The organism is Rhodococcus sp. LB1 (genome assembly GCF_001583455.1).
GTDB classification, from domain to species: Bacteria; Actinomycetota; Actinomycetes; order Mycobacteriales; family Mycobacteriaceae; genus Rhodococcus_F; species Rhodococcus_F opacus.
Genome location: NZ_LTCZ01000006.1, coordinates 1 through 26,220, shown reverse-complemented (window position 1 = coordinate 26,220; position 26,220 = coordinate 1). Strand labels below are relative to the sequence as shown.

The window sequence follows — 26,220 nt, the reverse complement described above, 5'->3', positions numbered from 1 at the left end:
AATGCGGCGGGTCAGATGAAGAGGTTGATCTGGGACTTGGTCATCGCGGACAGCGCGGTGGCAGCACCGACGGGCTCGCCGACACCGTCGATGAGCTGGTCGCGGCGGAGGCCGAGCAACTCCATGCTCATCTCGCACGGCCACAGGTTCACGCCCAGCTCCGTGCACATCTGCACCAGGTCCGTCGGAAGGGCCACATTCTGGCCCCGCGCCAGCTTCTTCAACATCCATGGACCGGCGCCGGCCATGTGAAGTTTGGACAGCTTCATGTGGCTCATCCCCGGCCGGTTCATCCCTGCCAGTGCCTTGGTCATCGCGTTGGTGCCGGTGATCCTGACGTCGTCGCGCACCAGCGGGAAGAGACCCCAGAACGTGAAGAAAATCGTGGTGGACATGCCGTACGCGGCGCCGGTCGACCCCAGGATCAGCGTCGGCCACACCTTGTCCAGGTCACCACTCCAGGCCACGATCGTCATGCTCTCCGGGATGACATCGTCATCGTCATCGTGCTGCGGGCTGTCGGACATGCGCCGGCCCCTTTCTCGGCTGGCTGCCCAGGAGACCTCGTGAGGGCCTTCGCGCAGACATTGCTAACTGTGATCCAAAACACTACATTCGTATATGCGCATACTGCAAGATACTTCTTCGCGTCGTATCGAACACGTGAAAGACCACCCGACATCCGTGCACCTTGGGAGGACACGTGGCTGACAACATCACCTCGACGGAACTGTTTCGCGAGATCCAGGCCGGCACCGTCACCGAGATCCTCGACGTCCGCAGCACCGACGCCTTCCGGGCCGGCAAGGTGGAAGGCCCGCGGCCCGTCCCCACCCGCCACGTCCCGGTGTACCGGGTGATGGAGGAACTCGAGGAGCAGGCCGCCGCCACCCGCGAGGGTGCGGTGATCGTCTGCGGGCAGGGAAACGGCTCCGAACTGGTCGCCGAAGAGTTCGAGGCCCTCGGAGTCCGCACCCGCTCCCTGGCGGGCGGAACCGACGCCTGGAACCGGCTTCTCGTCCCCGTCGAGATCACCGAATTGCCCGGGGACGTGCGGGTGTGGCAGTTCCAGCGACCCGCGAAGGCGTGCCTGTCCTACCTCGTCGGAGTTCCCGGCGGCAACGCCGTCATCGTCGACCCCACCAGGTCACCCGAGCCCTACCTGGAGCTCGCGCAGGTCCACGACATGGCCGTCACACACGTCGTGGACACCCACGTCCATGCCGACCACATCAGCGGTGGCCCCGCCGTGGCGGCCCGGCTCGGTGCGGAGTACCACCTGCCGCCGGAGGACGCCGGAGGGATCGTTCCGTTTCCCAACCGGCCCCTGAAAGACGGCGACCAGCTCGACCTCGGCTCCGCCGTGGTCCGCGCCATGACGATGCACCTGCCGGGACATACCCCCGGCACCACCGCGCTGTTGGTCAGCGAGACGGTTCTGCTCGTGGGGGACACCGTCTTCGTTCGCGGGCTCGGACGGCCCGACCTGACCGGTCAGGCCGACGAACTCGCCCGCGATCTCTTCCGCAGCGTGCACGAGCGGCTTCGACCTCTCGATCCACGCACGATCATTGCCCCGGCGCACTGGTCCACCAGCGAAGAGATCAACGCCGACGGGCTCGTCACCACCACCCTCGAAGAGGTCTTCACCGCCACCTTGCTCAACGAGCGGGCCATCGAACGGTTCGTCGAGCAGATCGTCAGTTCCCTGCCCGCAGCGCCGCAGGCCTACGACACGATCCGCCGCGTGAACGCCGGACAGATCACCCCCGGGGACGACGAGATCGAGGTCCTCGACGTCGGACGCAATCAGTGCGCGGCGTCGACCTCACTGACTGGGACATCGTGACCAGCTCTCCCCGCCGGCCGGCACGCCCCGGGAAAACCCCACTGCACGAGGTCGGCGAGCATCCCGACTACCGGTTCACCCTCGCCAACGAACGCACCTTCCTGGCCTGGGTCCGCACCGCACTGGCCCTGATGGCAGCCGGGGTCGCCGTCGTCCAGTTCGTGCCCGGCCCCACGGCGATCCGCCACGGACTGGGCTTCGTGCTGATCAGCCTCGGCGGCGCGCTCAGCGCCGTGTCCTACACCCACTGGGAACGCAACGAACGCGCCATGCGGCTCGGCGAACAGCTGCCCTACTCGCCGATGCCGAGGCTGGTGGCCGCGATGCTCGCACTGGGAGCCCTGGCGGCGCTGGTGCTGACCGTAGTCGACCTGGTCGAGACCTGAGGGTCGCAGCCGATGCTGACCGGTTGGCTGCTGCCGCATCGTCGCAGGAAGGAACCGGCCGTCGACGTCGGCCTGCAGGCCGAGCGGACCGCCATGGCATGGCAGCGGACCGCCCTCGGCGTCGGCGGCGTGTCGGCGTTGCTGCTACACCTCGCCGCAGGCAATCTCCCAGTGGCTGTTCCAGGACTCGCCGGCCTGTCGGCCGCGCTGCTGCTACTCGTGCTGTCGGAACATCGGTATGTGCGGATCGTGAACAAGGTGGGAGCCGGTGAGCCGCCGCCGGCCCCCGGCCTCGTACGCCTCATCGCAGCCGGTGCCGTCGTCCTCGCGGTGTCCGCCCTTGCGCTGCTGCTCCTCACCGACGCCTGACCGAGCAGGCACGCGGGCCGCACCTATAATCAGCTTCCGAGGCCCGGTTTGGAGGGGTGATGGACCAAGACATCGCGGCACAACTACAAGAACTCCACGCCAGGGTCTGCAAAGCCATTGCCGACCCCAAGCGCCTTCTCATCATCAACGAACTTCGCGACCGTGAGCTGAGCGTCGGAGAACTCTGCGAGGCAACCGGCATCAGCCAGTCCAACGCCAGCCAGCATCTGACCATCCTGCGTGAGCGCGGAATCGTGACGACGCGCCGCGTCAAGAACAACGTCTTCTACTCGCTACGCAGCCAAAAGATTGTGCAAGCAGTGGACCTGCTCCGAGAGTTCCTGGCCGAGGATCTGGCCGACCACGCAGCATTGGACGGCGCCATCCGCGGCTGACCCCGCGAGACGTCGGGACAAGCGGCCCAGCCGCACCCGCGCACCGACAGTGCCTGCACCGAACGTGCCGCACAGCAAACCAGCAGGACGCAGTGTTCGCCGAATTCGATCTGCGCCCGCAGAGTTATCGGCTGGCCACCCCGCCACCCCGCCCCGGTCCCACCGAAACCGCACGCCGCGCCGCGCCGGTGAGATCGGTGCGCGACCAGGCTGCGCCCCCGGATACTCGCACACCATCTCCCCCGCCGGCACCTCGGTGAGACCAGGAAGTCACCTCCCCCAGCGGCATCAACCGCACACCCGATACATGGGCCCGCACGGACCCGTAGCCTTCGCGCACGACCACCACCGGCGCGCCGGACGCCCATGCCGGACGCAGGCATCGACTTCCTTGTCGTGGCCACTGGCCGACTGATACCGGCGGGGGTATTTCACCAAGAGCCTGACATATACCCCCGGGGGTACTTGCATACCCCATGGGGTATGTGGCAGTCTTGTTGACAAGGAGAAAGATCCTGCCAACTTCGGAGGAGACCACGATGATTCTCGAGCAGTACTACATCGAGTGCCTGTCCCACGCCTCGTACCTGATCGGAGACGAATCCACCGGGCGAGCCGTCGTGGTCGACCCGCGCCGCGACATCACCGAGTACCTCGACGACGCCCGCACGCACGGGCTCACCATCGACGGGGTGATCAACACCCACTTCCACGCCGACTTCGTCTCCGGGCACCTCGAATTGGTCGAGGCCACCGGCGCCTGGATCGGCTTCGGCGAAGCCGCCGAAACCGACTACCCGATCCGTCGCCTCGCGCACGGCGAGCACATTTCCCTCGGGCGAGTCGACCTCGAGATCCTCGCCACCCCCGGCCACACCTGGGAATCGATCAGCGTCCTGGTCCGGGAAACCGCGGACGCCACCCCGACCGCGGTCCTGACCGGGGATTCGCTGTTCATCGGCGATGTCGGTCGGCCCGACCTGGTCAACCTCGGCGACGGCTCCACCACGGATCTGGCCCGGGCGATGTACCACACGGTGCACGACACGCTACTGACCCTGCCCGACGGCGTGACGGTGATGCCCGCGCACGGCGCCGGCTCCTCCTGTGGCAAGAACCTGTCCGCGGAGCTGACCTCGACCATCGGCGAACAACGGCGCACCAACGCGTCGGCGCAGCCGATGAGCGAGGACGCATTCGTCGCGTTGATCACCGACGGCCAGCCCGCGGTACCGGCGTACTTCTCGGTGGACGCGGCCCTGAACAAGTCCACCCACCCGGCGCTCGACCAGCACCGTCGGATCCCGGAACTGTCCGCGGACCGGGTGCGCGCCGAACTCGCCGCCGGCACCCGGGTGCTCGATGCCCGCACCGTCGACGACTTCGCCGCCGGACACCTGCGCGGTTCGGTCAACGTCGGCTTCGACGGCCGGTTCGCCGAAACCGGCGGCATGGTCGCCGAGGTCGGCGAGGCGATCGTGCTGATCACCTACCCGGGCGAGGAACAGGACGCGGCGATGCGCCTGGCCCGGATCGGCTCGGACAACGTGATCGGCTACCTGGGCACCGACACCGACGGCATCCTCCCCACCGCACTCGCCGACCTCGTCCAGACGGCACCGCGCACCACCGTCACCGAACTCGACCGGCTGCGCGCCGACGATGCGATCACCCTGGTCGACATCCGCAACCCCGGCGAACGCGACTTCGGCGTCATCCCCGGTGCGATCCCGGTTCCGTTGGCGCAGTTGCGGTCCCGCGCCCAGGAGCTGCCGACCGGCAAGCCGATCGTGGTGCACTGTGCCGGTGGATGGCGTTCGAGCGTCGCCGCATCGCTGCTCCGCGCCCGCGGTATCGAGCGGGTCAGCGATCTCGTCGGCGGCTACAACGCATGGGCCGCACAGCAGGTGTCGGCCTGACGCTCCCTCGATAAACGCCCCAAGGAAAGGATCCCTCATGACCACCAAAAACCTCACTCACACGGACTTCGCATCCACGATCACCGACAACGCCGTCGTGCTCGTCGACTTCTGGGCGTCGTGGTGCGGCCCGTGCCGGGCCTTCGCGCCCACCTTCGAACAGTCGTCCCGCAAACACCCCGATATCGTGCACGCCAAGGTCGACACCGAGGCCGAGCAGCACATCGCCGCGGCCGCGGGAATCCGCTCGATCCCGACGATCATGGCATTCCGCGACGGGGTACTCGTGTACTCACAACCCGGAGCTTTGCCGCCCGCGGCCCTCGAGGAGTTGATCTCCCAGATCAAGGAACTCGACATGGCCGCAGTACACGCCGCGCTCGCACAACAACCTGCCGCAGCGGGGCAGGCATAGCGGTTTCATTCCCGGGCCCCTCAACAGCACCGACCCGATCAGTGATCTGAAGTGCCGCCCATACCCGTCCCACACGTCACCGCCGAACTCTCCGGCGAGCAGACCCGATGACGGCGCGCGAGCCGACGCGGCGATCTGGTTCCCCGATCGGTGGCCGTCGCTGGGAGGAGCCTCCTGCCGGGCGATGTCCCCGGTCGCTGCCGGGGACAAACGGCCCTGGCGCGGTCCGTGGTCCGTGGTCCGTGGTCCCCTGCCACCCTGACAAGAGCAGGAACCTGGTGCCCCGCCGGAGAAGAGGCACTTCGATGACGACGGCAGTTTCGTCCACGCCGATTGCACCGTCCCGGTGGTGCTTTCGCTCCCGTCCCGTGCCGGACCTCGAGCCGATGAGATCGATACCGAACGCAAACACCAATAATCGGAGGTAGAGCATGGACTACGGCAAGGCCGTCCAACAGGAACTTCGGGGACCCGCCCGGGCACTGCGCCACACGATCCCGCAGGTCTACGCCGGTTACGGGCAACTGCACGAAGCCGCCCTGGCACCCGGGGCTTTGGACGCCAAGACCAAAGAACTGATCGCCCTCGCGATCGCCGTGAGCAAGCAATGCGATGGCTGCATCGCCGCACACGCGCGCGGCGCCGCCGAGCACGGCAGCACACCACAGGAAGCAGCGGAGGCAATCGGCGTCGCGATTCTGATGAACGGTGGGCCCGCCACCGTGTACGGACCCCGAGCATTCGCCGCGTTCAACGAGTTCCACGCCGATCAGGAACCTGGCCACGAGAACTTTCCGCCCGAACGATAGCTGAAATCACAGCGATTCCTGCCGAGCGCCCACCAGGCGGCTGGGCATCCTGAGGCACTGTGCGCCACCGCGGATCCGACCGGAACCGCCGCGACCCGGATCCGTTGCTGCTCAATGACCGTCATGCCGAGGCGGGAAGAAACCGGCACAGGACAGGTGTGGTCATCCGCACATCTCCCGCGAATGGATACCCCTAGGGGTATAGTTTGTTTCGTTACGATCACCGGCATTCCGGGGAGGGACCCACCATGTGTTATCCAGTTACGTGCCCCGGCTGCGGAAAGACAACGTGGGGAGGCTGCGGTGCACACGTCGACGGTGTCATGAAGGCCGTACCCGAATCCCAGAAATGCACCTGCGAGAACAATGCCGCTCCCCCGGCGAAATCCGGATTCTTCAGCACACTCTTCGGCCGCTGACCGCACGACCCACCCGCCCTGCCGACAGCCCATCGCCACCTCGACTGCCGGCAACCGTGCACTCGAGGGTGCCGTCGACGAGAACCAGGCTTCGTCGGCGGAGCAGGGATTCGGCCGCACCGAGATCGACATGCAGGACGGCGCGCCGGCGAAGCTCGGCGAGAGGACGGCACGCAATGCCACCCTCGACACCTGTAACTCCCAGCCCGCGGATCGGGTAACCGAGGAGCCCGCACTCGCGCCGGCGATCAGGGAAGCCGGTATGCGCCAGCGATGCGCACCAACGTCGCCGGCGCCCGCCACCCGAAGGATTGCATAAATACCCCCATGGGTAACATAGTCGACCAAGTTCAATACCCCCTAGGGTATGAAGGGTGTCATGCGTGAAATCGAGATCGGTGAATTCTCCGACGCGTGGGCGGCGGGAGCGCCCGTCGTCGACGTTCGAGAGCCGTGGGAATACCGGAATGCGCACGTGCCCGGCGCGCAGTTGCTGCCGTTGGGACAGCTTGGCGACCGGGTAACGGAGATCCCGGCCGGCGCGGTGGAGTACGTGATCTGTGCGTCCGGGAACCGGAGCGTGCAGGGGGCACGAATCCTCATGACTGTCGGACGGCCCGCGGTGTCGGTGGCCGGGGGCACCTCCGGGTGGGCCGCGGCGGGCCGGCTCCTCGACACCGGTGATGGCGGCTCATGTGCCCACCGCTGATCGCCCCGCCCCTGTATCGACCAGATTGTTCCTCTCAGATCGTCAAGGAGACCGCAGATGACCCGCAGTACCACCGTCGACGGCGACCAGCCCACGACCACGACCACCGCCGAGAGTGGGGTGCTGGGCCGAATGGGCGTGGCGATGGCCACCCATACCAAAATGGTGTTCGGGGTGTGGTTGATCGTGCTGGTCGCGCTCGGTGCGGCGGCGCCGTCGGTGTTCGGCTCGCTGGCCGGTGCCGGGTGGCAGGCCAACGGCTCGGAATCGGTGCAGGTGCGTCAACTCGCCGAGCAGCACTTCGGCGGTAACTCCTCGGCGGCGGTGCAGGTGGTCGTTCACTCGGACTCCCAGACCGTCGACAGCCCGCGGGTTCAACAGACCCTCCGCGAGGTCGGCGCCGTCTTCGCAGGCGATGCCCGGTTCGGGGCGGTGATCGCGCCGCAGCCGGGAATGTCGATCAGCCCGGACGGGCACACCGGCATTCTCATTGCGGGCGCGAACGCGAGCACCGACGACATGGTCAAGGCCGTCGACGTACACAAGGCGGAGCTGACGGCACTGTCCGGCAACGGGATCGAGGTGTACCCGACCGGGGCGTCCGCGCTGTGGAGCGACTTCAACAAGGCCAACCACGACGCGATGATTCAGGCCGAATTGTTCTCCTGGCCGGTGACATTGGCGATCATGGTGCTCGCGTTCGGATCCCTCACCGCCGCCGGGCTGCCACTGCTGCTGACCCTGGCCGGGCTCGTCGCCTCGGCAGGCGGGCTGGTGTTGCTCAACGAGATCACCCCGATCTCGGTGTGGGCGATGAACTTCGCGATGATGTTCGCCCTCGCCCTCGGCATCGACTACGCCCTGTTCGTCGTCTCCCGTTTCCGGGACGCGGTGAAGAACGGTGGTGACCCCGTCTCGGCGGTCGCCGAGACGATGGACACCGCGGGCAAGGCGGTAGCCCTGTCCGGGCTGACCGTGCTCGTGAGCCTGTCCGCTGTGCTGTTGGTGCCGGCACCGGCGGTGCGCACGATGGCCGTCGGGATCATGCTGGCGGTGTTCTTCGTCCTGCTGGCCACCCTGACGTTGCTGCCCGCCGTGCTGGGCACGCTCGGCGGCAAGGTCAACGCCGGCTCGCTGCCCTGGGCGAAGAGGCAGCAGCACCGCTCGCCGCGGTTCGCCGCCTGGGGCGAGCTGCTACATCGCCACCCGTGGCCGTTCGCAATCGGTTCGCTGCTCGTGCTCATCGCGCTGTCGGTCCCCGTGCTCGGGCTGAAGGTCGCAATGCCCTCGATCGAAGTGGTGCCCACCGATGCCCCGGTTCGGCAGGGCTACGAACTCGTTCAGGGCCAGATGGGCGAGGGGGCACCGGGGATGTTGCAGATCATCGCCCCCACCGCGGAGGGTACGGAAACCGGGACGACAGCCGCCGCAACCGACGGAATCGCCATGGTGACGCCGCCGCAGCCCGCACCGGACGGTAGTGGCTACGTGATGCTGCAGGCCATGCCCACCGTCGATCCCTCCGACGCACGAATGGGCACCATCCTCGACGCCCTGCGCGCGGATCTGCCCCCAGGCGCGTTGGTCGGCGGGGCACCCGCGGAGAATCTGGACCTGCAGCAGGCGCTGAACGATTATTTCCCGCTGATCGTGGCCATCATCTTGATCCTGGGGTTCGTGCTGCTGCTGGTGGCGTTGCAGGCCCCGTTGAGCGCGATCCTCGGCACGGTGGTCAGCCTGCTCTCCACTGCGGCCGCGTTCGGGGTCGCGAAGCTGGTCTTCCAGGACGGTCACGGTGCGAGCCTGCTCGGCTTCACGCCCCAGGGGTTCCTGGACGGGTGGGGGCCGGTGTTCTTCTTCGCGATGATCTTCGCGATTGCCATGGACTACACCGTGTTCCTGCTGGCCACCGCGAAGGAACACTACGAACGTTCCGCGGATCCAAAGGTCGCGCACGTCGACGGTCTGGCGCATTCCGGTCGGGTGATCTTCGCCGCCGCCGCGGTGATGGTCGCCGTGTTCTTCACCTTCGCCCTCGCCGACCCGTTGCCCCCGAAGGAGATGGGCATCATCCTCGGGGTCGCCGTGCTCCTCGACGCGGTGCTGATCCGGCTGATCCTGCTGCCGGTGCTGCTGCGCCTGACCGGGCACGCTGCCTGGTGGTCACCGGCCTGGCTGCGCAAGGTCTTGCCGAAGATCAGCTTCTCGCACTGAGCGTCGGGACCGTGGCCGCGGGTGGGGTGGGGCATTACACAATGCACCCACCCCACCCTTGGTACCCCCGGGGGTATACTGTGATCAGGTCTCAGGAAAGGAACCATGATGGTCGGCGACGAAGACAGCATTGCATTGGTACTCAACCGGCTCCGCCGGGCCCACGGGCAGCTCGCCGGGGTGATCTCGATGATCGAGCAGGGACGCGACTGCAAGGACGTCGTCACCCAGCTCGCCGCGGTCTCCCGCGCCCTGGATCGCGCCGGGTTCAAGATCGTGGCCACCGGGCTACGGGAATGCCTCACCGGCGAGCCCGAGGACGGCAGGGAGCCGATGACCGAGGCCGAACTCGAGAAGCTGTTCCTCGCCCTCGCCTGAGGCTCGGTCCGGCCACCACCTCCGTTCGCCGTCGACGAAAGGTGACCATGACCGACGCGACCCGTCGGTGCGGCTGAACCATCGAAAGGATCGTGCCGCTCCTCGCCGGAACGGTGGTGCTCGCGGGAATCGCACTGGCAATGGGCTTTCCGTCGCGGTGGCTGCTGGTCACCGGGTTCGCAGCCCGCGAACCCGCTGCTCCACCGCCTCGGTGTGTGTCCCGGCGCACCGCAGTATGCCCGACCTGATCCCAAGTCGCCGAGAGAAAGGCAGACACGCTCATGACACTCGCACTGTCGACCACCCTGCACACTTCGTTCGCCGACGCGGTGGACCGCACCCGCAAAGCCCTGGCCGAGCAGGGTTTCGGGGTCCTCACCGAGATCGACATGAAGGCCACCCTGAAGGCGAAACTCGGTGAGGACATGGAGGACTACCTGATCCTCGGTGCCTGCAATCCGCCGCTCGCGCACCGTGCGGTCACCGTGGACCGGCAGATCGGGCTGCTCCTGCCGTGCAACGTCGTCGTTCGCGCCGATCCCGCCGATCCGGGCACGGTGCTGATCGACGCGATGAACCCACAGGTGATGGTCCAGGTCGCCGACCAACCCGGGCTCGGAGCCGTCGCCGACGACGCCACCACGGCGTTGCAGGCCGCCATCGAGTCCCTCTCCCAGGGCACCGGCGACCGGTAACGAGACCGGGCCCCCGGGTTGGCGGCGGAAGGAGGATCGTGGACATAGCGGTCGCACTCGCGCTCGGGGCGATCATCGGCGTCCTGCTCGGACTCCTCGGCGGCGGCGGTTCGATCCTGGCCGTCCCCGCGCTGGTCTTCGGCCTCGGCCTCGACCTCGAACAGGCCATTCCGATCTCCCTGCTCGTGATCGGTCTCGCCTCCATCGCCGGAGCCGTCCCGAAAATTCGCGAGCACCAAGTGAATTGGCGCATGGCCGGGGTATTCGCCGCCTGCGGCATTCCCGCCACCTTCGCCGGCAGCGCGATCGGGCGCCTGCTGCCGCAATCGGTGGTCCTGATCGGTTTCGCTGCCGTGATGGTCGTCGCCGGGATCCGGATGCTGATGGACCGAGGCGACACCGGCACGGCCTGCGAGGTCGGGGACTCGGGGATCGACTGGCGCCGCTGCGCCCCCCGATCGATCCCCGCCGGGATCGCGGTGGGCTTCCTGACCGGCCTGTTCGGTGTCGGCGGCGGATTCTTGATCATCCCAGCCCTGGTGCTGATGCTCGGTCTGGACATGTCGGTCGCGGTCGGCACCTCGCTGGTCATCATCGTCGCGAACTCGGCGGCCGGTCTGGTCTCGCACCTGAGCGGCGCGAGCATCGACTGGGCGATCACCGTCGCGTTCGCCGGCACCGCGATCGCCGGGTCCCTGATCGCCGGTCATTTCGGCACCAAGGTCGACACCGACTGGCTGCAGCGGTGGTTCGCCTACCTCGTCTTCGCCGTCGCCGCCTACGTGCTGATCGACACGATCCTTCTCCGCTGACGTGGCGGCGACCCCACCGCAGCACCGATGCACCCGGGTATGAACCATTGAGAGAATGTGAGGAAGGTACGAGTCATGGACGTATCGATCATCGAGACCTCCGGTCTGGGCGACCGCAGTTACCTGATCAGCGACGGCGCCGTCGGCGTCGTCGTCGACCCGCAACGCGACATCGACCGGGTCTTGGCCCTGGCCCACGACCGCGGCGTGCGGATCACCCACGTCCTCGAGACCCACATCCACAACGACTACGTCACCGGTGGCCTCGAGCTGGCCCGCACCGTCGGCGCCGAATACGCCGTCCCCACCGGCGACGACGTCGGCTACCAGCGGCGCGCCGTCGGTGACGGCGACGTCATCGACGCCGGCCCGATCCAGCTGCAGGTCATGCACACCCCCGGTCACACCCACCACCACGTCAGCTACGTCCTCCGTGACACCGCCGGCACCCCCCACGCAGTCTTCACCGGTGGATCGATGCTCTTCGGCACCACCGGCCGCACCGACCTCCTCGGCAAGGCCCACACCCGGGAACTGACCCACGCCCAGTACCACTCGGTGCGCCGCTTGGCGGACGAACTCCCCGCCGACACCAAGATCTACCCCACCCACGGATTCGGCAGCTTCTGCGCCGCCACCCCCGCGAGCGGGGACTCCTCCACCGTCGGCGAACAACGCACCACCAACCCCGCCCTGACCCAGGACGAGCAAAGCTACGTCGACGAACTGATCGCCGGTCTGTCCGAGTATCCCTCCTACTACGCCCACATGGGCGTGATCAACACCCGAGGACCGGCCCCGGTCGACCTGTCGCTGCCCGCACCCCTCGACCCGGACGAGCTCCGCCGCCGCATCGAGGCCGGCGAATGGGTCGTGGACCTGCGGGAGCGCACCGCCTTCGCCGCCGGCCACCTCGGCGGCACCCTCGGCTTCGAGTTGTCGGACTCGTTCGTCACCTACCTCGGCTGGCTCTACCAGTGGGGTGCACCCCTGACCCTGATCGGCGAAAACGAAGACCAGGTCACCGACGCCCGCCGCGAACTGGTCCGCATCGGCATCGACGACCTCACCGGCGCCGCGATCGGCGAAATCCACACCCTCGTCGCCGGCACTGAACTGCGCTCCTACCGGGTCGCCAACTTCCCCGCTCTCACAGAGGCACTGCACGAGAAGGACATCACCGTCCTCGACGTCCGCCAACGCAACGAATACGACAGCAGCCACATCGAGGGAGCGATCAATATCCCGCTCCACGAACTCTCCGACCGCCAGGGGACCCTCCCCGACGGGGAAATCTGGGTGCACTGCGCCTCCGGCTACCGCGCCTCCGTCGCCGCGTCGATGATCGACCGACCCGACCGCACCACCGTGCTGATCAACGACGACTACGACAACGCAAAGGACTCCGACATCACCAGCACGACATAGGCATTCGAATGCCACGGGGCGCTGACCGACTCTGGAAGACCGGCGTCCACTGCCATACCCACCCGTGGAATGGGTTCGGCCAACGCTGGAAGCAACTCTGGCGACCGCGACCTCGTGCACGACGGCCACGCATACACCGGTGACCACCGTCCCGTGTGCACGCGGGGACCTGCCGGGTGCGGCGACGCTGCCGCGCTGGTGACGGTGGTCCGAGAAGGCACACACTTATACCCCCCGGCGTATTATGGGAAGCGACGGGGCGACAGCATCGGGTCTCCCCCGGACGGAGGTGAGGCGGCAGATGCGTTACGGCGACTGCGGTGGGGGCATAGCCGGCTGGGTGTGGGTGTTCGGTGCGCTGCTGGTGGTCGGGCTTCTGCTGCTCATGGTGGCGGGAGGACTGCTGACGTATCGCGCGACATCTCGACCGGACAGCCACATCACGGGCCGCACCGGCCGGTACCCCGCGCCGCCGGCCGGGCAGGCCCGGGCCCGCGAGATCCTCGAGGAGCGTTTCGCCCGGGGGGAGATCGACGCCGAGGAGTTCGGTGACCGGCGGCGCATGCTCGACGGCGGCGACTGATGGAACCGGTCAGCCGCCGCCGCGCACTGCAACTCGGCGGCCTGGGCCTGGCCGGCGTGCTCGCGGGCGGGCTCGGATTGGCTTGGCAGGGCAGCCGAGGCACCCGATTCGACGCGGCGGTCGGTGCGGAACTGTCCGAACCGAGCGTGCTCTCGAGCAGCGGCGGAGAACTCGCGCTCGCGCTGACGGCGGCCGAGGGGGACCTTCCGGTCGCCGGGGGCCGGGCGCGGGTCCTCGGGTTCAACGGCGGACTGCCCGGCCCCACCTTGCGCGTGCGGCCCGGCGACCGGATCCGGGTGACGCTGCGCAACCGCTTGTCCGAGCCGACCAACCTGCACCCGCACGGGCTGCACGTCTCCCCTGCGGGCAACGGCGACAACCCGTTCCTGCGGATCGAGCCGGGCCAGGACTTCGACTACGAATACCGGCTGCCCGATACTCATCCGTCCGGGGTGTACTGGTATCACCCGCACCACCACCACCTGGTCGCCGACCAGATCTTCGGTGGCCTGTACGGCGCCATCATCGTCGACGACATCGATCCGGTGCCCGTCACCCGGGAGCGGGTGCTGGTGATCTCCGATCTGACCCTCGACGGTGCCGGGCGGATCGCGCCCACCTCGATAATGGACCGGATGGTCGGCCGGGAGGGCAATCTTGTGTTGGTCAACGGCCAGCTCCGTCCGACGATGACCGCCGCCCCGGGCACGCTCGAACGGTGGCGCATCGTCAACGCCTGCGTCAGCCGGTACCTACGCCTTCGGTTGGACGGGCAACAGCTGCGACTGCTCGGCCTGGACTCGGGCCGCTTCACCGAGCCGCGACCGGTCCAGGAGTTCGTGCTGGCCGGTGGAAACCGCGCCGACCTGTTGGTGTCCATGGCGGGATCGGGGCAGTTGCTGGCCCTGCCGGTCGACCGGGGCGAAATGGGCATGATGGGGCGCGGGGGCAGGGGCGATCCCTCGTCACCGGGCGGGGATGCGACGGGGACGGTCCTTGCCACTGTCGAGGTCGCGGGTGCTGCCGCCTCGCCGCCGGCTCCGGTTCCCCCGCAGCCGTCGCCGCGTGACCTGAGACGCGAAACCGTCGCCGCCACCAGGACGTTCACCTTCGGGGTGGGAATGGTAATGGCCATGGGCGCCGGCGGGATGCGGTTCACGATCGACGGCCGCGAGTACGATCCCGACCGCACCGACCACACGGTACGGGTGGGCACTGTCGAGGAATGGACCCTCGTCAACGACTCGCCTATGGAGCACTCGCTGCACCTGCATGTGTGGCCGATGCAGCTCCTGCGCACCGGCGGACGGGAGGTCACCGAGATCGCCTGGCAGGACGTGGTCAACATCCCGGCCCGCAACCGAGTGACGGTCCGCGTGGCGTTCGACGACTACCCCGGCCGCACCGTCTATCACTGCCACATCCTCGACCACGAAGACCTTGGCATGATGGGCGTCATCGAGGCGCGATGACCCCCACCGAGAACGTGCGATCGAAGAATTTTCGTTGGCGGAGAGCCGCCGGGACCCGCGCACGGCTGCGGTTGGCCGGGCTCGGTCGTTGTGGAATCGTGGTGTACGACTCGTGGTACTTGATCTCACCGTCCGCGTCGACCGTGGGCGCGGCGCCCGCCACGACAACCGTTGGCGTCGCTCCCCCCGCCAGCCCGTCGTCCCGGCACCCCCCGGCGCCGATCCACACCGCTCCGCAATCATCTGTCAGCTACACATCCTGCGCCGACGCAAAAGCAGCCGACGCCGCACCGAATTACCAAGGCGAACCCGGATACTCGACGAAGCTCGACCGAGACAAGGACGGCGACAAGTGGAGCCGGAACATCGGGTCCACGCCGTCGTGGATCGCGGCGATTCCGGCTTGCTTCCGGTAGACGACCGATTCGCCCCTCTCTGAACCGCCTGCATGCCCCGTCGCGGCTACACAGACGCGTCCTCGACCATGAGTGTTGGTCACCCCCTGCGGGGCGGCGCGCGCCGTTCCTGTCGGAGACGTCGCCTTCATCGGGCGTCAGTAGCAGCGCCCACGGGGTTGCGCGCAGGCGTTCGAATAGTGTCAGTGCGTCGACGCGTCGCTCGCCGACTTCGCCGCGCGAGTCGATGGACGCGATGTACGGGTATTCGTCGGCTTCGTCGTAGCAGACGATGGCCACCGCGCCGGGGCCGAGTCGGACAATCGGCGCGCCTTTCGGAGTGACGCCGGTGCGAGGGTATCGGAAACGCGGATCAGCCGGTCGAGGCCAGTTCCGGCGGCTCCGGTGAATCTTGCGGTGACAACGTGCGCGCCAGTCGTGCCGAAGGTGTGGTTGACGCCGGCGGTCCCGTTCGCCACGGCCGCCGTGGGGGGTCACGGTGTTCTCCTCGTTGAACTCCACTGTGCCGGTGGCGTTTGCGGGCGCAACGTTCGCGGTCAACGCGACTGGACCGGTGGTCGCGACGGTGCCCTGCACGGACACTGTCGTCGTGGTCCCCACCGTCGCTGCGGACGGCGCGACCAGGATCATTGCCGTGTCAGCGGCCCCGAGGGTGAACATTGCCGATCTCTGCCGTGGCCGCTCGTCGCCACCGGGGTGACACCGTGTGCGGGCGCCGTGGCTCTGTGGTGGTCGTGGGTGACGGGGTCGGCGAGCGTCCAGTCCAGCCACTACCAGCCAGGTCGGTGGCGCAGGTCGAAGACGCCGTGGCGGTGACCGGCGATCAGGAACGGGGTGTCCCAGAGCAGCAGATCGGTGTTCGGCGGGCGCATCTCGATGCCGTCATGACGGCGAAACAAAGTGGTGGTGGGGCCGACATGACCAGGGCGGAACCCAGGGGCGGGTGGTCAGGGTTGGGTCGGTCAGGCGGTAGGTCGGGCGAATCAGCGGAGGTATGCCTGGTCCTTACCGGTCGCAGATGGGCGCCGAGATAGGCGGCCTTCGAAGAGGTGTTGTCGGGATGTCTCGTCGAGGCCCGGCGCGCGATCGGCGCTTGGTGCCGCGTGTCAGGCGGCGGGTTCGAGGGTGTCGAGATTGACGACGGTGTGGTCCTGGCCGCGGAACGTTTCGTGGTCTTTGACGGTGCCGCGCACGCTACGGGTATCGAACCGACTGTGCGGTACCAGTCCGTATCGCGCCCGAGCCGCAGACGACCCCGCGCACGCCCCGCGCTCGCGAGCGGGTGCGCATGTTGCCTGGGACCTTTGCCTCTACACACAGGTGGCACTCTTCTGCGATCGTTCGGACCGAGGACGTGTTTGAGATCGGCCCTCGGTGGGAGGTGCCGGTTCACCGGCGGCAGGGAGTGAACGACGATGGCGCAGGGCACGGTGAAGTGGTTCAACGGCGAGAAGGGTTTCGGATTCATCAGCCCCGACGACGGCAGCGCGGACCTCTTCGTCCACTTCTCCGAGATTCAGGGCAGCGGGTACAAGTCGCTCGAGGAGAATCAGAGGGTGGAGTTCGAGGTCAGCAGGGGGCAGAAGGGGCTTCAGGCGCAGAATGTGCGCCCTGCCTGAGCCGATCGGCGCCGTGCGGCGAGCTGACGTCCTCGAGCGGGAAGGCCCCCTCGTCGCCGGCCTGGAAACTCATGAGATAGCGAGGATCGCCCCGAGCGGACCACCGAGCCGTGTGCGTGCCACGGAGCGTCTGACGTGATGAGCCCGATGCCGGAAGACACTGACGGACCGATTCATCGCTGGACGCCCCTGGACGTGCGGATCGAGGCGGTGGAACGTTTCGCGGACTGTACCGAACATGTGCTGACTGTCGGCGACCTGCAGTGGGCCGACGTCGAAAAGGACTACCGGCTGTTGGCCGTCAACAATTCCCTTCGTCGCCAGCAGGAAAGCATTCGAGCCGCCGTACTGCTCAGCCGACACGACTTGGGTCATCTGGCCGTGGCATTTGTTTGCGCGGCCCTCGAGGACGTGATGCATCTCGGGTTCTTCGCGTCTCTCGACCTGGAGGAGTCCCAAGAGTTGTTCGTGTCGATGGGCAACTTCGACTCCCTACGGGCACTGCTCGCGCAGCGAAACTATGTCGGGGACAAGGAGATGGCGCGGCTCTGGTATCCCAAATACTTCCTCGAGTGGGCAGTTGCCAAGAGCGAGGAGTCCAGAGCTGTGCTGAGGGTGTTGAAGAAGCAGTACGGGTGGTCGGGCGGCATCGTACCGACGGGGGTGTGGGTCGCGGACCGTGTCGGTCAACGCGAGCTGTATGACTACCTGTACGCGGCGTCGAGCCGGGCGCTGCACTTCTCGGTCGGCGAGATCATGCGCCGTGGCTGGGTAGAAGCGACCGGAATGCTGGTCACGGACAAGCCTGCGTTTCGTGAGCACCTCGCCTCCTTCGCCCTCGACCGATTGTGGCGGCTGTACGTCGAAACCTGGCGGGTAGCCGTACCGATGTTGGACAGGGCCGGAATCAGTAGCGACGGCTCACTCGAAGACGACGAAATAGTGACCGCCGTCGCTCGTCTGATGGAGACGAGCGCGGTTCCCCTCGTCCATGCTCGTGAGTGGCCTATCCCCCCAACGACCGCCCCACCTGACAATTTCATCCCGTCTCATGTCGGCCACACCACTGTGCTGGACCGATAACAGCACCCGACGAGCCTGGACTCGACGGGCTCACCACAGTCGCCCGATTCGGGGCCCAACGCTTCCGACGCGCCGGGAATCGTGGCACCACATGACTGGCCGGGGTCTCGTCTTCCGGAAACGGGTTCGTGTGGGCGGCCGGCCTACCTGGGAAGTCCCGTCGCGGCACCGAGGACGAATCGCCCCGGGCACCAGAGCCGTCGCCGGTCGTCGATCTGCTCGCCGGCCTCGCCTGCCTTCCCGGCTCCACCGCCGACACCGGCGAGCGAGCCGGAGGCTGTGCTCTACACCGACGGATCCACCTAGCCGATGATCCGGCATGTGTCAGCGCGGTGGATCCCGGCCCCGGTGCACCGGCTGACCGTTGTCGGTTCTGCGTCAACCCGGTCCGGCAGCGCCCGGACTTCGAGCGTCATGGTCACGCTGTCACCGGAAGTGTGTTCGACGATGCTCGGCGCGATTTCGGCGACAGCGGACTCGAACTCGATGCGCCGGCGCACGTCCAGCGGGTCGTGCACCCACAGGTCCGCGAGGAGTTCGTGGAAACCTCGTCCAGGCTTTCCGGGCGGCCTCGAGATCGGAGATGAGTGCCCCGAGCCCCGAGGAGTCGATGAAGTCGGTGGCGCTGAGATCGGCCACCACGCGGGTCGTTCCGCCGTCGACTGAGTCGCGCAACAGCTCTCGCAGGCGGGGTGGTGCAACAATGTTCAGCCTGCCGGCCGGACTCACTACAGCCACACCCCCTTCCGTAGTCGTCGTGGACCCCGGCGGCAATCGACGACAACGAGAACTCTCGACCCGTACCTCGTGTCGTCGAGTCACCACCAGGGTTCCCAGGTGGCAATCGCCGAACGATTCGTCATTTCGAACGGCGTCGGTGAACTGCGACGCGTGGCACATCGTGGCCGGATGCTGAATCTCGTCGTACCACGCGCCTAGGTATGACTAGGTGAATGTCGGTGTTCTCCGGTCGTCTCGCCGACGACTCTGAAGAGAGAACCCGCCGCGCCGGCGGTGATGCGTGGCCGCCCAGGCCGCCTGGACCGCGTACGCCGCGAAAGGACTCTCCGTGCCAACTGACACCGCTGCGACAGACGGACGGGACCCTTCGGACAACGCGCGGGCACAGCAACTGTCCGCCGCGGCAACACTCCTGGCCGAGCATTATGGTTGCGGCCAGGATGCCGCCTTCGATGCTCTCCTCGACATCGCCCGCCGCAACCACGCCAGCGTAGCCAACGCGGCCGAGCACGTCCTGTCCCGGCCATCGGCCGTTGACGGCCGGAGAGAGCAGCAGGAACCTCACATTGCGGTCCCCCCGCAACGTGCGGTGCCCACGACGCCGGCAGAGTTCGAATGAACACGATGCCGCATCCGCCGCCCCTCATCGATTCCCCCACGCGCAGGGACAACGTCACACGCGATTCCGGTGACTGGCAGGCACGTGCCGCGTGCCGTGGAAACGATCTGGCAGTGTTCTTCTCACCCGACGCTGAACGCGGCCACGCCCGCAACCGGCGCGAAGCACAGGCCCGGCAGATTTGCCTGCCCTGCCCCGCGCTCGAACAGTGCCGCGATCACGCGCTCGCGGTGGGTGAACCTTATGGTGTGTGGGGTGGCATGACGGAAACGGACCGACGAAGGCACACCAAGCGACTCCACCGCGGTGAGCGCCGACCACTCGGTTAACAGCACCCCACCCCGTGACCGACCGTACCGCGATTACGACGGTCGGCATCGACTCTTCAGCCGCCGACCGGTCGCAGACCGGTGCGGCGTCGAGGACGGCGATCTGCTGTACGTCTCGGGCGAGCGCTGTACGTCACACGTCGAATCCGTAGTCGTCCAGCGGAACCGCAGCACCCCCCGCGTGCACGGCCCGGGCACGAACCACTTGCCTCGGCTACTGCCGACGGTCAGTGCGTCCATTCTCGATCTTCTCCGTCTGATCTGGTACCCATCCCCACGGATCAAGGAGTCACCATGACCAACCCCAACGAGTTCGAAAACCCGGCGACGGATCGGACGGACGCAACGCCACAGGCTGCGGCGCCCACGTGTTGCAGCACCGAACGACAAGCAACCTGCTGCGATCACAGTGAGAAGTCGACGTGCTGCGGTGCGGCGACGGCGGGCGGCGGATGCGGCTGCCGGTAGCCGTTCATTCGGCAACAACGGCGGTGCGGTGCGAGCGAAGGTGTACTCGCACCGCACCGCCGTCTGTACGCGGTGGCGTGCGATCGCTGTCACGAGAGCCGGTGTGCCGGTCTACCGGTCGTCCGAGGGTGTGGCTCCGCAGGCGCAGGATCCGCTGCGGGGCTGGTAGTCGTGCACGTGACCGGTCCGGTCCTGGCTGATCTGACAGCAGGCGTGCAATTGGGCCTGGAGGGCGGCGCGGCCGCGTTGAACGCGGGATTTCATCCCGGACACCGAGATTCCCGCCTCCCCGGCGGCCGCGGCGTGGGTTCGGGCGTCGAGGTCGACCATCTTCACCGCCGCGGCCTGCTCGGCGGGCAGCCTCGAGAGCATCGGCACCAGGCAGGAGGCGAGTTCCTTCTGCGCCGTCTCGTCGTCGTCCGGTTCGCCGTCGAGTGGGTTGTCGGGGACGGTATCGACCGCCAGCTCGCGCCGATGGGGCGCGGACCGGTAGTAGTCGGTGATCGCGTTGCGGGTGATGGCATACATCCACCCCAGGAGGCGGTCCTGCTCGCGCAGGTTGTCCAGGCTTTTGGCCATCCGCAGGAACACGATCGACAGAATGTCGTCGGCGTCCTCGGGTCGCGAGACCCGGCGGGCGATGAAGGCCCGCAAGTCGCTCGAGAAGCGGCGCCAGAGCTGGTCGAGATCAGCTGGTGCCGACTGCGGTGTCGTCGCGGTGGTGGCCGTGTCCTCGTTCATGATCTGTGGTTCCTCTCCGTCTTACAGGATCCCCGCCCCGAGGCGCGGTGGCGACCCCCTGGGTCAGGGTCCTTCCAGAGGTACGGACGACAGTGACCGTCATCGGACGCACCTGCGTCCGAATCCGAAGTTCCTCGTCTGTATGGGTGTCGATGTCGATTTCGGATTCTCCGGTTCGACGTACCAGTTGAAGCGCGGTGAGGAGGTGAGAGCGATGCTGACCACACATCTGTTGTCGGGTTTGACCAGCGAAGAGGTCGATCTGATCGTGGCGGAGGAACTGCATCTGCTCGACGCCGCCGCATGAGCGCCGTCGACGCCCGCTCCGGGCGCATCCGCTGACCACAGCACACCAGCCGGGCCCCTACCGTCTCTACGGGTAGGGGCCGGAAGAATGCCCGGATCCGCACGAGGAGCGCACACCAGAACCCGCCCCGTCTCTCCCTTGTGGGGAGAGGCGGGGCGGGTTCGTTGTTCAGCGGGTGCGTGCCGACCGAACCACGCGGGTGAAGGCGGGCACGGCGGTCACCACCGCCCACAACCCGATCGCCGCAACCAGGGCTGCGGCGGTGTCGCCGGCGGTGGCGGTGCCGAGGACGTGGCCGCGCAGGGCATCGGTGGCGTGCGCGACCGGATTCACCGTGGCCATGGCCTGCATCCAGCCGGGCATGGTCTCGATCGGCGCGAACGCACTCGAGATGAACATCAGCGGCATCATCACCATCATCCCGGCGAACTGGACCACGTCCGGCCGTCGGAGCCGGTCCCCGATCAGCCCGAACAGGGCGCTCATCGCCCCGGCCAGCACCACCAGCACGATGACCGCGGCGACGGCATCACCTGCGGTGCCGTGGAACTCGAAACCCAAGGCCACGGCGGCGATCCCGAGCAAAGCAGCCCGGGCGAGGGTGAAGACGGCCTCGTTGATGGTGCGAGCCACCCCCGGCAACGCCGCCCGCATCGGCAGGGCCGCGAACCGGTCATGCAGGCCGTTGGTGTGATCGATCGCGGCGGACACTCCGGCGTTGGTGCCGGCCATCACGGTGGAGACGGCGAGCATCGCGGGAGTGAGGAAGACGATGTAGCTGACCCCGGCCGGGAAACCCGGTCCGGCGGCGACGCTGCGGAACACCTGACTGAACAGCACCAGCATCGCCATCGGCATGGTCAGCGAGAACATCAGCAACTGCGGAACACGGGAGCTGGTGCGCAGGTTCCGGACGGTCAGGGCGGCGAGCTGGTCCAAGGCCGAGGGGCGCCCGATCGCAGTGGTGGTGGTCATTTGTGGGCTCCGGTGGTGTGGGTGAGGTGGGTGAAGACGTCGTCGAGGCTCGGTGAGGTCACGTCCAGGTCGGTGACCTCGATGCCGCGGTCGTGCAGGTCTGCGACCAGCGTGATCGCGGCGGGGGCGTCGTCGACGGTGACCGACACCCGAACCCGGTTGTCGTCGACCCGCGGATCGGTGTCCGGGATGAACGGCAGCGCGGTGAGCTGATGGGCGGGGACGGTCGCGCTGACGACCTTGCCGCCGACGATCCGTTTCAGCTCTGCGGGGGTGCCGCGGGCGGCGACCCGGCCCCGGCGCAGGACCACGATGTGGTCGGCGAGCCGGTCCGCTTCCTCGAGGTACTGGGTGGTGAGCACGACCGTGGTGCCCGCCTCGGTGAGCTCGTCGACGACGTCCCACAGCCCGGCGCGGGCGATCGGATCGAGGCCGGTGGTCGGCTCGTCCAGGAACAGCACCGACGGGGACCCGACCAGGCTCGCGGCCAGATCGATCCGGCGGCGCGAGCCCCCGGAGAGTTCCCCGACTCGCCGAGTTGCGTACTCGTCCAACCCGAGCCGGTCGATCAGAGCGTCCGCTCGTGCGCGGGCGGGGGTGCGGCGCAGCCCGGTCAGGCGGCCGATCAGCTCCAGGTTCTCTCGGGCGGTGAGGAATTCGTCGAGGCCGGCGTATTGGCCGGTCACCCCGATCCGGCGGCGCACCTGGTCGGCGTCGGCGACGATATCGAGGCCCTCGATCTGCACGCGGCCGACGGTGGGACGCACCAGGGTGGTGAGGGTGCGGATCAGGGTGGTCTTGCCGGCGCCGTTGTGGCCGAGCACCCCGAGCGTGGTCCCTGCGGCGGCGGTCAGGTCGACGCCGTCGAGTGCCCAGGTTTTGCCGTAGGCGACGTGCAAATCTTCGACCACGACGGCCGGGGCGCTCATCGCACACCCCTGAACCGGTAAGGGGCGGGGCGGGTTATCGGGTGGGTGGTCATCGGAAGTTCCTCTCGGAGGGTGTGCTCCCACCCGGTGGTGAGTGGGAGTCCGCTTCCTCAGACGAACCAACCTCGAGTTGGACGCACCTGACGCAGAACTAGGTCAGGGACCGGTGCCGATCTTGCTGCGCCGGCAATGCGGGATGCCGGGTGAGCGGCCAGAGACGGGAAGGAGCACTGTTCGATCAGCTGCGGCACGAGGCGCGGTCAGGCAGGCACCCCGGCGCCACCGCAGACGCCGGTCTCGGGCAACGTGAGTTCGACGCGGGCGGCGGCGTCGTGGTCGCCGGCCAGGGCGGCGGCGATGCTGCGGACCTGCTCGTACCCGGTCATCGCCAGGAACGTCGGGGCGCGGCCGTAGCTTTTCATCCCGACCAGGAACACATTCGGCTCCGGATGGGACAGTTCGGCGACCCCGTGCGGGTAGACGGTGCCGCAGGAGTGCACGTTCGGGTCGATCAGCGGCGCCAGCTCGACCGGGGCCTGCAGCACCGGATCCAGGCCGAGGCGGATTTCCGAGAGCCAGGACAGGTCGGGCCGGAACCCGGTGAGCACCACCACCCGATCGACGTCCTCGATGCGGGCGCCGGTGTCTGAGATCAACGCCACCCGGCCGCTGTCGCCGTCGGGTTCGATGGTGGCGGTGCGGAATCCGGGAACCACCGTCAGCAGTCCGGCGTCGACCGCCCGCTTTGCGCGTAGGCCGAGGGCGCCGCGGGCGGGCAGCTGGTCGTCCTCGCCGCCGCCGAAGGTGGAGCCGACGTCGCCGCGGCGCAGCACCCAGCTGATCCGGGTGCCCGGGCTCTCCAGATTGGCCAGCGCCACGATGGCGGTCAGTGCGGAGTGCCCGCTGCCGGCGATCACGATGTGCTTGCCCGCGTACCGGGTGCGCACGTCGGGGTCGTCGATGTTCGGGACCCGGTACTCGATCACCTCGGTGGCGGCGCGCTCGCCGAGGGCGGGCAGGCCTTCACCACCGAGCGGATTGGGGGTGGTCCATGTGCCGGAGGCGTCGATGACAGCCTGCGCGGTGATGCGGTCCTCGGTGCCGTCGGCGCGGCGGATGTGCACGGAAAGGGGTTCGGTGTCGCGGCCGGCGTCGACGACCCGGTCGCGGCCGCGGCGGGCGACGCCGATCACCTCGGTGCCCAGCTGCACGATGTCGCCGAGGGCGGCGGCGAGGGGTCGCAAGTAGTTCGAGGTCCAGTCCTGGCCGGTCGGGTACGCGTCGTCGTCCGGGGCCACCCAGCCGGTGGCATCGAGGAGGCGGCGGGCGGCGGGGTCGATCAGCTCAGCCCAACTGGAGAACAGCCGCACGTGGTTCCACTCGGAGATCGCCGCACCGGCTACCGGACCGCGTTCGAAGACCTGCGGGGTCAGGCCGCGCTCACGCAATTGGGCCGCGGCGGCGAGGCCGATGGGTCCGCCGCCTACGACGACTACGGGCAAGGTGTTCATCTCGATCATCCTTTCATCGACGTTCATCGATCCTTTGAACGGAGAGTATCGATGCACGTCGATGAATGCAACCATCGATGAATGTCGATATAATTAAGGACATGACTTCCCTGGACATGCCGGCCGTCCGCCCCGCCGCCGATCAGGTGGATGCGTTGGCGCCGGAGGACGCGGTCACCTACGCCGGCTGGTTCGCCTGCCTCGCCGACCCCACCCGGGTCCGGCTGCTGCATCAGGTCGCCTCCCGGCCCGCCGGGATCACCGTGGGCGCGCTGGCCGAGGCCCTGGGCATCGGGCAGCCCACCGTCTCGCACCACGTCCGCAAGCTCGCCGATGTCGGGTTCGTCACCGTCCACAAGGACCGCACCAGCAGCGTCGTCGTGGTCGACCCGGCCTGCTGCACCGGACTCCCGCACGCCGCCGATGCGGTGATGGGGGTGCTGACCCCGCGACCGTGCTGCCCGGACGACCTGCCCGGCGACGTGACCGTGCGCCCCATGCGTGACGAGGATTGGGAGGCGGTGCGCCGGATCTACGGCGAGGGCATCGCGACCCGCACCGCCACCTTCACCACCGAGGTCCCCCTCCAGACGACTCTCGATGGACTGTGGCTGCCCGGGCATCGGTGGGTCGCCGAGATCGACGACGTCGTGGTCGGCTGGGCGGCGCTGACCCCGACCTCCGGGCGGGACTGCTACCAGGGCGTCGCCGAGAACTCGATCTACGTCGCCGACGGTATGCGCGGTCGCGGCGTCGGCAAGGCCCTGCTGCGCACCCAGGTCATCGCCGCCGACGAGGCCGGAGTGTGGACCTTGCAGACCTCGATCTTCCCGGAGAACCGGGCCAGCATCGCCCTGCACCACTCCGCCGGATTCCGCACCATCGGGGTGCGCGAACGCATCGCCCAGCTCGACGGCATCTGGCGCGACACCGTCGTCCTCGAACGCCGCTCCCCCGTCGCCGGATAACCCTCCGAATCAGCTGGGGCGCATCATGTCCGAGCAGCAGCTGCTCGTTGGTCCACCGGGTACCGGATGAACGCCGCGAGAGCTCGACGGAACTCGCGGCGTCGAGCTGTTCCACATGGTCTTCGGCTACATGGTGGTTCGCCGGCTGCTCCTGCTGATCCGGATGTTCTCCCGGTTGCCCGAGGGTGCGAGCCGACGGTTCGCCCGCGCGCTCGATACCGCCACCCCAGTCTTCGACGAGGTCAACTATCGAGGCTCCGCCCTGGCGGCGCGCGTCTACAACCGACGCCGGATGGGCCGCCACTTCGACCGCCTCATTGCGTCGCTGCAACGTTCCTTGGCCCGGGAAACGGAGGTGAACCTGCACCGTGGCATGCACTTTCCGGTCCGCTGGGATCCGTTCTTCGACGACTACATGACCGCCGAACAGCTCTACCGCTACCCTGGCCTTCACTTCGACTTCCACCGCCACCAGCTCACCCTCGGCTGAATGTGTGTCGAGGTGACGGGGATGTTGGTCGGAGATGTCGATCCCGAACTCCTGTCGCAGCACCCGCACCGTATTGGGGGGCATGTTCGGGTCGTGCCCGACATCACTGACCGTCGGCCCAGCCGGCGCGGGGGTCGAATCCTCCTGTTTCCTCTGCCCGGGCGTACGCCCG

Annotated in this window: 27 protein-coding genes and 2 pseudogenes; 22 read left to right on the top strand and 7 right to left on the bottom strand. The window is 67.8% G+C overall.

Annotated elements, in window-relative coordinates; translation table 11 throughout:
• Positions 1-11: 11 nt before the first annotated feature.
• Positions 12-527, bottom strand: coding sequence for a DsrE/DsrF/DrsH-like family protein (locus AZG88_RS01545; protein WP_061045049.1), 516 nt, complete (start codon positions 525-527; stop codon positions 12-14).
• A gap of 176 nt (positions 528-703) precedes the next feature.
• Between AZG88_RS01545 and AZG88_RS01540 the strand changes: the two genes are divergently transcribed.
• From AZG88_RS01540 to AZG88_RS01450, 18 genes are all read left to right on the top strand, one after another.
• Positions 704-1,849 (top strand): MBL fold metallo-hydrolase, encoded by a 1,146-nt coding sequence (locus tag AZG88_RS01540; protein ID WP_061045050.1) that lies wholly within the window; start codon positions 704-706, stop codon positions 1,847-1,849.
• The gene (locus AZG88_RS01535; protein ID WP_061045051.1) at positions 1,813-2,235 is read left to right on the top strand and encodes a YidH family protein; all 423 of its coding nucleotides are present in this window, start codon (positions 1,813-1,815) and stop codon (positions 2,233-2,235) included. The genes AZG88_RS01540 and AZG88_RS01535 overlap by 37 nt, the downstream gene beginning before the upstream one ends.
• Positions 2,236-2,247: 12 nt before the next feature.
• Positions 2,248-2,604 carry a DUF202 domain-containing protein gene (locus AZG88_RS01530; protein WP_061045052.1) on the top strand — a complete coding sequence of 119 codons (357 nt, stop codon included), beginning with the start codon at positions 2,248-2,250 and terminating at the stop codon, positions 2,602-2,604.
• Between the two features lie 59 nt (positions 2,605-2,663).
• A complete protein-coding gene (locus tag AZG88_RS01525; RefSeq protein WP_005257448.1) occupies positions 2,664-2,999 on the top strand; it encodes an ArsR/SmtB family transcription factor in 336 nt (111 codons plus the stop codon).
• A gap of 539 nt (positions 3,000-3,538) precedes the next feature.
• Positions 3,539-4,918 (top strand): MBL fold metallo-hydrolase, encoded by a 1,380-nt coding sequence (locus tag AZG88_RS01520; RefSeq protein WP_061045053.1) that lies wholly within the window; start codon positions 3,539-3,541, stop codon positions 4,916-4,918.
• 37 nt (positions 4,919-4,955) lie between these two features.
• Entirely contained in the window at positions 4,956-5,333 is a 378-nt protein-coding gene (gene trxA, locus AZG88_RS01515; protein WP_061696830.1) for a thioredoxin, read from the top strand.
• A gap of 431 nt (positions 5,334-5,764) precedes the next feature.
• Complete coding sequence (locus AZG88_RS01510; protein ID WP_061696829.1) at positions 5,765-6,142, top strand: carboxymuconolactone decarboxylase family protein; 378 nt, start codon at positions 5,765-5,767, stop codon at positions 6,140-6,142.
• Positions 6,143-6,940: 798 nt separating this feature from the next.
• Entirely contained in the window at positions 6,941-7,270 is a 330-nt protein-coding gene (locus tag AZG88_RS01500) for a rhodanese-like domain-containing protein (RefSeq protein ID WP_061045070.1), read from the top strand.
• Positions 7,271-7,327: 57 nt separating this feature from the next.
• Complete coding sequence (locus tag AZG88_RS01495) at positions 7,328-9,484, top strand: MMPL family transporter (RefSeq protein ID WP_061696827.1); 2,157 nt, start codon at positions 7,328-7,330, stop codon at positions 9,482-9,484.
• Between the two features lie 108 nt (positions 9,485-9,592).
• Positions 9,593-9,862 (top strand): metal-sensitive transcriptional regulator, encoded by a 270-nt coding sequence (locus AZG88_RS01490; RefSeq protein WP_005571934.1) that lies wholly within the window; start codon positions 9,593-9,595, stop codon positions 9,860-9,862.
• 281 nt (positions 9,863-10,143) lie between these two features.
• Positions 10,144-10,557, top strand: a complete 414-nt coding sequence (locus AZG88_RS01485; RefSeq protein WP_061045058.1) for a DUF302 domain-containing protein — start codon at positions 10,144-10,146, stop codon at positions 10,555-10,557.
• A 38-nt stretch (positions 10,558-10,595) separates the two neighbouring features.
• Positions 10,596-11,369: a sulfite exporter TauE/SafE family protein gene (locus tag AZG88_RS01480; RefSeq protein ID WP_061696826.1), complete on the top strand. Its 774-nt coding sequence runs from the start codon at positions 10,596-10,598 to the stop codon at positions 11,367-11,369.
• A 75-nt stretch (positions 11,370-11,444) separates the two neighbouring features.
• Positions 11,445-12,797 carry an MBL fold metallo-hydrolase gene (locus AZG88_RS01475; protein ID WP_061696825.1) on the top strand — a complete coding sequence of 451 codons (1,353 nt, stop codon included), beginning with the start codon at positions 11,445-11,447 and terminating at the stop codon, positions 12,795-12,797.
• 301 nt (positions 12,798-13,098) lie between these two features.
• Entirely contained in the window at positions 13,099-13,380 is a 282-nt protein-coding gene (locus tag AZG88_RS01470; RefSeq protein WP_061045061.1) for a hypothetical protein, read from the top strand.
• Positions 13,380-14,852: a multicopper oxidase family protein gene (locus AZG88_RS01465; RefSeq protein WP_061045062.1), complete on the top strand. Its 1,473-nt coding sequence runs from the start codon at positions 13,380-13,382 to the stop codon at positions 14,850-14,852. Before AZG88_RS01470 ends, AZG88_RS01465 begins: the two co-directional genes overlap by 1 nt.
• Positions 14,849-15,268 (top strand): excalibur calcium-binding domain-containing protein, encoded by a 420-nt coding sequence (locus AZG88_RS01460; protein WP_061696824.1) that lies wholly within the window; start codon positions 14,849-14,851, stop codon positions 15,266-15,268. Before AZG88_RS01465 ends, AZG88_RS01460 begins: the two co-directional genes overlap by 4 nt.
• A 1,415-nt stretch (positions 15,269-16,683) precedes the next feature.
• Positions 16,684-16,887: a cold-shock protein gene (locus tag AZG88_RS01455; RefSeq protein ID WP_005241629.1), complete on the top strand. Its 204-nt coding sequence runs from the start codon at positions 16,684-16,686 to the stop codon at positions 16,885-16,887.
• A 147-nt stretch (positions 16,888-17,034) separates the two neighbouring features.
• Positions 17,035-17,970, top strand: a complete 936-nt coding sequence (locus tag AZG88_RS01450; RefSeq protein ID WP_061045071.1) for a DUF5677 domain-containing protein — start codon at positions 17,035-17,037, stop codon at positions 17,968-17,970.
• 302 nt (positions 17,971-18,272) lie between these two features.
• On the opposite strand, the gene AZG88_RS52435 is transcribed toward AZG88_RS01450, so the two are convergent.
• Both AZG88_RS52435 and AZG88_RS53240 read right to left on the bottom strand, forming a co-directional pair.
• Positions 18,273-18,488 carry a hypothetical protein gene (locus AZG88_RS52435; RefSeq protein ID WP_179443165.1) on the bottom strand — a complete coding sequence of 72 codons (216 nt, stop codon included), beginning with the start codon at positions 18,486-18,488 and terminating at the stop codon, positions 18,273-18,275.
• 37 nt (positions 18,489-18,525) lie between these two features.
• Positions 18,526-18,744: pseudogene (locus tag AZG88_RS53240) on the bottom strand (STAS domain-containing protein); the annotation flags it as partial.
• A 295-nt stretch (positions 18,745-19,039) separates the two neighbouring features.
• Between AZG88_RS53240 and AZG88_RS01440 the strand changes: the two are divergent.
• On the top strand, positions 19,040-19,330 hold the full coding sequence (locus tag AZG88_RS01440; protein WP_061045072.1) for an ANTAR domain-containing protein: 291 nt from the start codon (positions 19,040-19,042) through the stop codon (positions 19,328-19,330).
• The gene (locus AZG88_RS01435; protein ID WP_442971694.1) at positions 19,327-19,659 is read left to right on the top strand and encodes a WhiB family transcriptional regulator; all 333 of its coding nucleotides are present in this window, start codon (positions 19,327-19,329) and stop codon (positions 19,657-19,659) included. Before AZG88_RS01440 ends, AZG88_RS01435 begins: the two co-directional genes overlap by 4 nt.
• A gap of 579 nt (positions 19,660-20,238) precedes the next feature.
• Here the strand turns inward: AZG88_RS01435 and AZG88_RS01425 are convergent.
• The 4 genes from AZG88_RS01425 to AZG88_RS01410 form a co-directional block, all read right to left on the bottom strand.
• Entirely contained in the window at positions 20,239-20,868 is a 630-nt protein-coding gene (locus AZG88_RS01425) for a sigma-70 family RNA polymerase sigma factor (RefSeq protein ID WP_061696822.1), read from the bottom strand.
• A gap of 475 nt (positions 20,869-21,343) precedes the next feature.
• Positions 21,344-22,150, bottom strand: coding sequence for an ABC transporter permease (locus tag AZG88_RS01420; protein ID WP_061045065.1), 807 nt, complete (start codon positions 22,148-22,150; stop codon positions 21,344-21,346).
• Complete coding sequence (locus tag AZG88_RS01415) at positions 22,147-23,079, bottom strand: ATP-binding cassette domain-containing protein (protein ID WP_061696821.1); 933 nt, start codon at positions 23,077-23,079, stop codon at positions 22,147-22,149. The genes AZG88_RS01420 and AZG88_RS01415 overlap by 4 nt, the downstream gene beginning before the upstream one ends.
• A 260-nt stretch (positions 23,080-23,339) precedes the next feature.
• On the bottom strand, positions 23,340-24,590 hold the full coding sequence (locus AZG88_RS01410) for an NAD(P)-binding domain-containing protein (protein ID WP_061696835.1): 1,251 nt from the start codon (positions 24,588-24,590) through the stop codon (positions 23,340-23,342).
• A 101-nt stretch (positions 24,591-24,691) separates the two neighbouring features.
• On the opposite strand from AZG88_RS01410, the gene AZG88_RS01405 reads away from it, so the two are divergent.
• Together AZG88_RS01405 and AZG88_RS01400 are read left to right on the top strand one after the other, a co-directional pair.
• The gene (locus AZG88_RS01405) at positions 24,692-25,558 is read left to right on the top strand and encodes a helix-turn-helix domain-containing GNAT family N-acetyltransferase (protein WP_061696820.1); all 867 of its coding nucleotides are present in this window, start codon (positions 24,692-24,694) and stop codon (positions 25,556-25,558) included.
• A gap of 76 nt (positions 25,559-25,634) precedes the next feature.
• A pseudogene (locus AZG88_RS01400) lies at positions 25,635-26,048 on the top strand (DinB family protein); the annotation flags it as partial.
• Positions 26,049-26,220 lie beyond the last annotated feature (172 nt).

What these genes read in the sequence shown, in the direction of transcription:
- AZG88_RS01545 (WP_061045049.1), bottom strand. Translation starts at nt 527, where the DNA reads ATGTCCGACAGCCCGCAGCACGATGACGATGACGATGTCATCCCGGAG.
- AZG88_RS01530 (WP_061045052.1), top strand. Translation starts at nt 2,248, where the DNA reads ATGCTGACCGGTTGGCTGCTGCCGCATCGTCGCAGGAAGGAACCGGCC.
- AZG88_RS01525 (WP_005257448.1), top strand. Translation starts at nt 2,664, where the DNA reads ATGGACCAAGACATCGCGGCACAACTACAAGAACTCCACGCCAGGGTC.
- AZG88_RS01520 (WP_061045053.1), top strand. Translation starts at nt 3,539, where the DNA reads ATGATTCTCGAGCAGTACTACATCGAGTGCCTGTCCCACGCCTCGTAC.
- trxA (WP_061696830.1), top strand. Translation starts at nt 4,956, where the DNA reads ATGACCACCAAAAACCTCACTCACACGGACTTCGCATCCACGATCACC.
- AZG88_RS01510 (WP_061696829.1), top strand. Translation starts at nt 5,765, where the DNA reads ATGGACTACGGCAAGGCCGTCCAACAGGAACTTCGGGGACCCGCCCGG.
- AZG88_RS01500 (WP_061045070.1), top strand. Translation starts at nt 6,941, where the DNA reads ATGCGTGAAATCGAGATCGGTGAATTCTCCGACGCGTGGGCGGCGGGA.
- AZG88_RS01495 (WP_061696827.1), top strand. Translation starts at nt 7,328, where the DNA reads ATGACCCGCAGTACCACCGTCGACGGCGACCAGCCCACGACCACGACC.
- AZG88_RS01490 (WP_005571934.1), top strand. Translation starts at nt 9,593, where the DNA reads ATGGTCGGCGACGAAGACAGCATTGCATTGGTACTCAACCGGCTCCGC.
- AZG88_RS01485 (WP_061045058.1), top strand. Translation starts at nt 10,144, where the DNA reads ATGACACTCGCACTGTCGACCACCCTGCACACTTCGTTCGCCGACGCG.
- AZG88_RS01475 (WP_061696825.1), top strand. Translation starts at nt 11,445, where the DNA reads ATGGACGTATCGATCATCGAGACCTCCGGTCTGGGCGACCGCAGTTAC.
- AZG88_RS01470 (WP_061045061.1), top strand. Translation starts at nt 13,099, where the DNA reads ATGCGTTACGGCGACTGCGGTGGGGGCATAGCCGGCTGGGTGTGGGTG.
- AZG88_RS01465 (WP_061045062.1), top strand. Translation starts at nt 13,380, where the DNA reads ATGGAACCGGTCAGCCGCCGCCGCGCACTGCAACTCGGCGGCCTGGGC.
- AZG88_RS01460 (WP_061696824.1), top strand. Translation starts at nt 14,849, where the DNA reads ATGACCCCCACCGAGAACGTGCGATCGAAGAATTTTCGTTGGCGGAGA.
- AZG88_RS01455 (WP_005241629.1), top strand. Translation starts at nt 16,684, where the DNA reads ATGGCGCAGGGCACGGTGAAGTGGTTCAACGGCGAGAAGGGTTTCGGA.
- AZG88_RS01450 (WP_061045071.1), top strand. Translation starts at nt 17,035, where the DNA reads ATGCCGGAAGACACTGACGGACCGATTCATCGCTGGACGCCCCTGGAC.
- AZG88_RS01435 (WP_442971694.1), top strand. Translation starts at nt 19,327, where the DNA reads ATGAACACGATGCCGCATCCGCCGCCCCTCATCGATTCCCCCACGCGC.
- AZG88_RS01425 (WP_061696822.1), bottom strand. Translation starts at nt 20,868, where the DNA reads ATGAACGAGGACACGGCCACCACCGCGACGACACCGCAGTCGGCACCA.
- AZG88_RS01420 (WP_061045065.1), bottom strand. Translation starts at nt 22,150, where the DNA reads ATGACCACCACCACTGCGATCGGGCGCCCCTCGGCCTTGGACCAGCTC.
- AZG88_RS01415 (WP_061696821.1), bottom strand. Translation starts at nt 23,079, where the DNA reads ATGAGCGCCCCGGCCGTCGTGGTCGAAGATTTGCACGTCGCCTACGGC.
- AZG88_RS01410 (WP_061696835.1), bottom strand. Translation starts at nt 24,590, where the DNA reads ATGAACACCTTGCCCGTAGTCGTCGTAGGCGGCGGACCCATCGGCCTC.
- AZG88_RS01405 (WP_061696820.1), top strand. Translation starts at nt 24,692, where the DNA reads ATGACTTCCCTGGACATGCCGGCCGTCCGCCCCGCCGCCGATCAGGTG.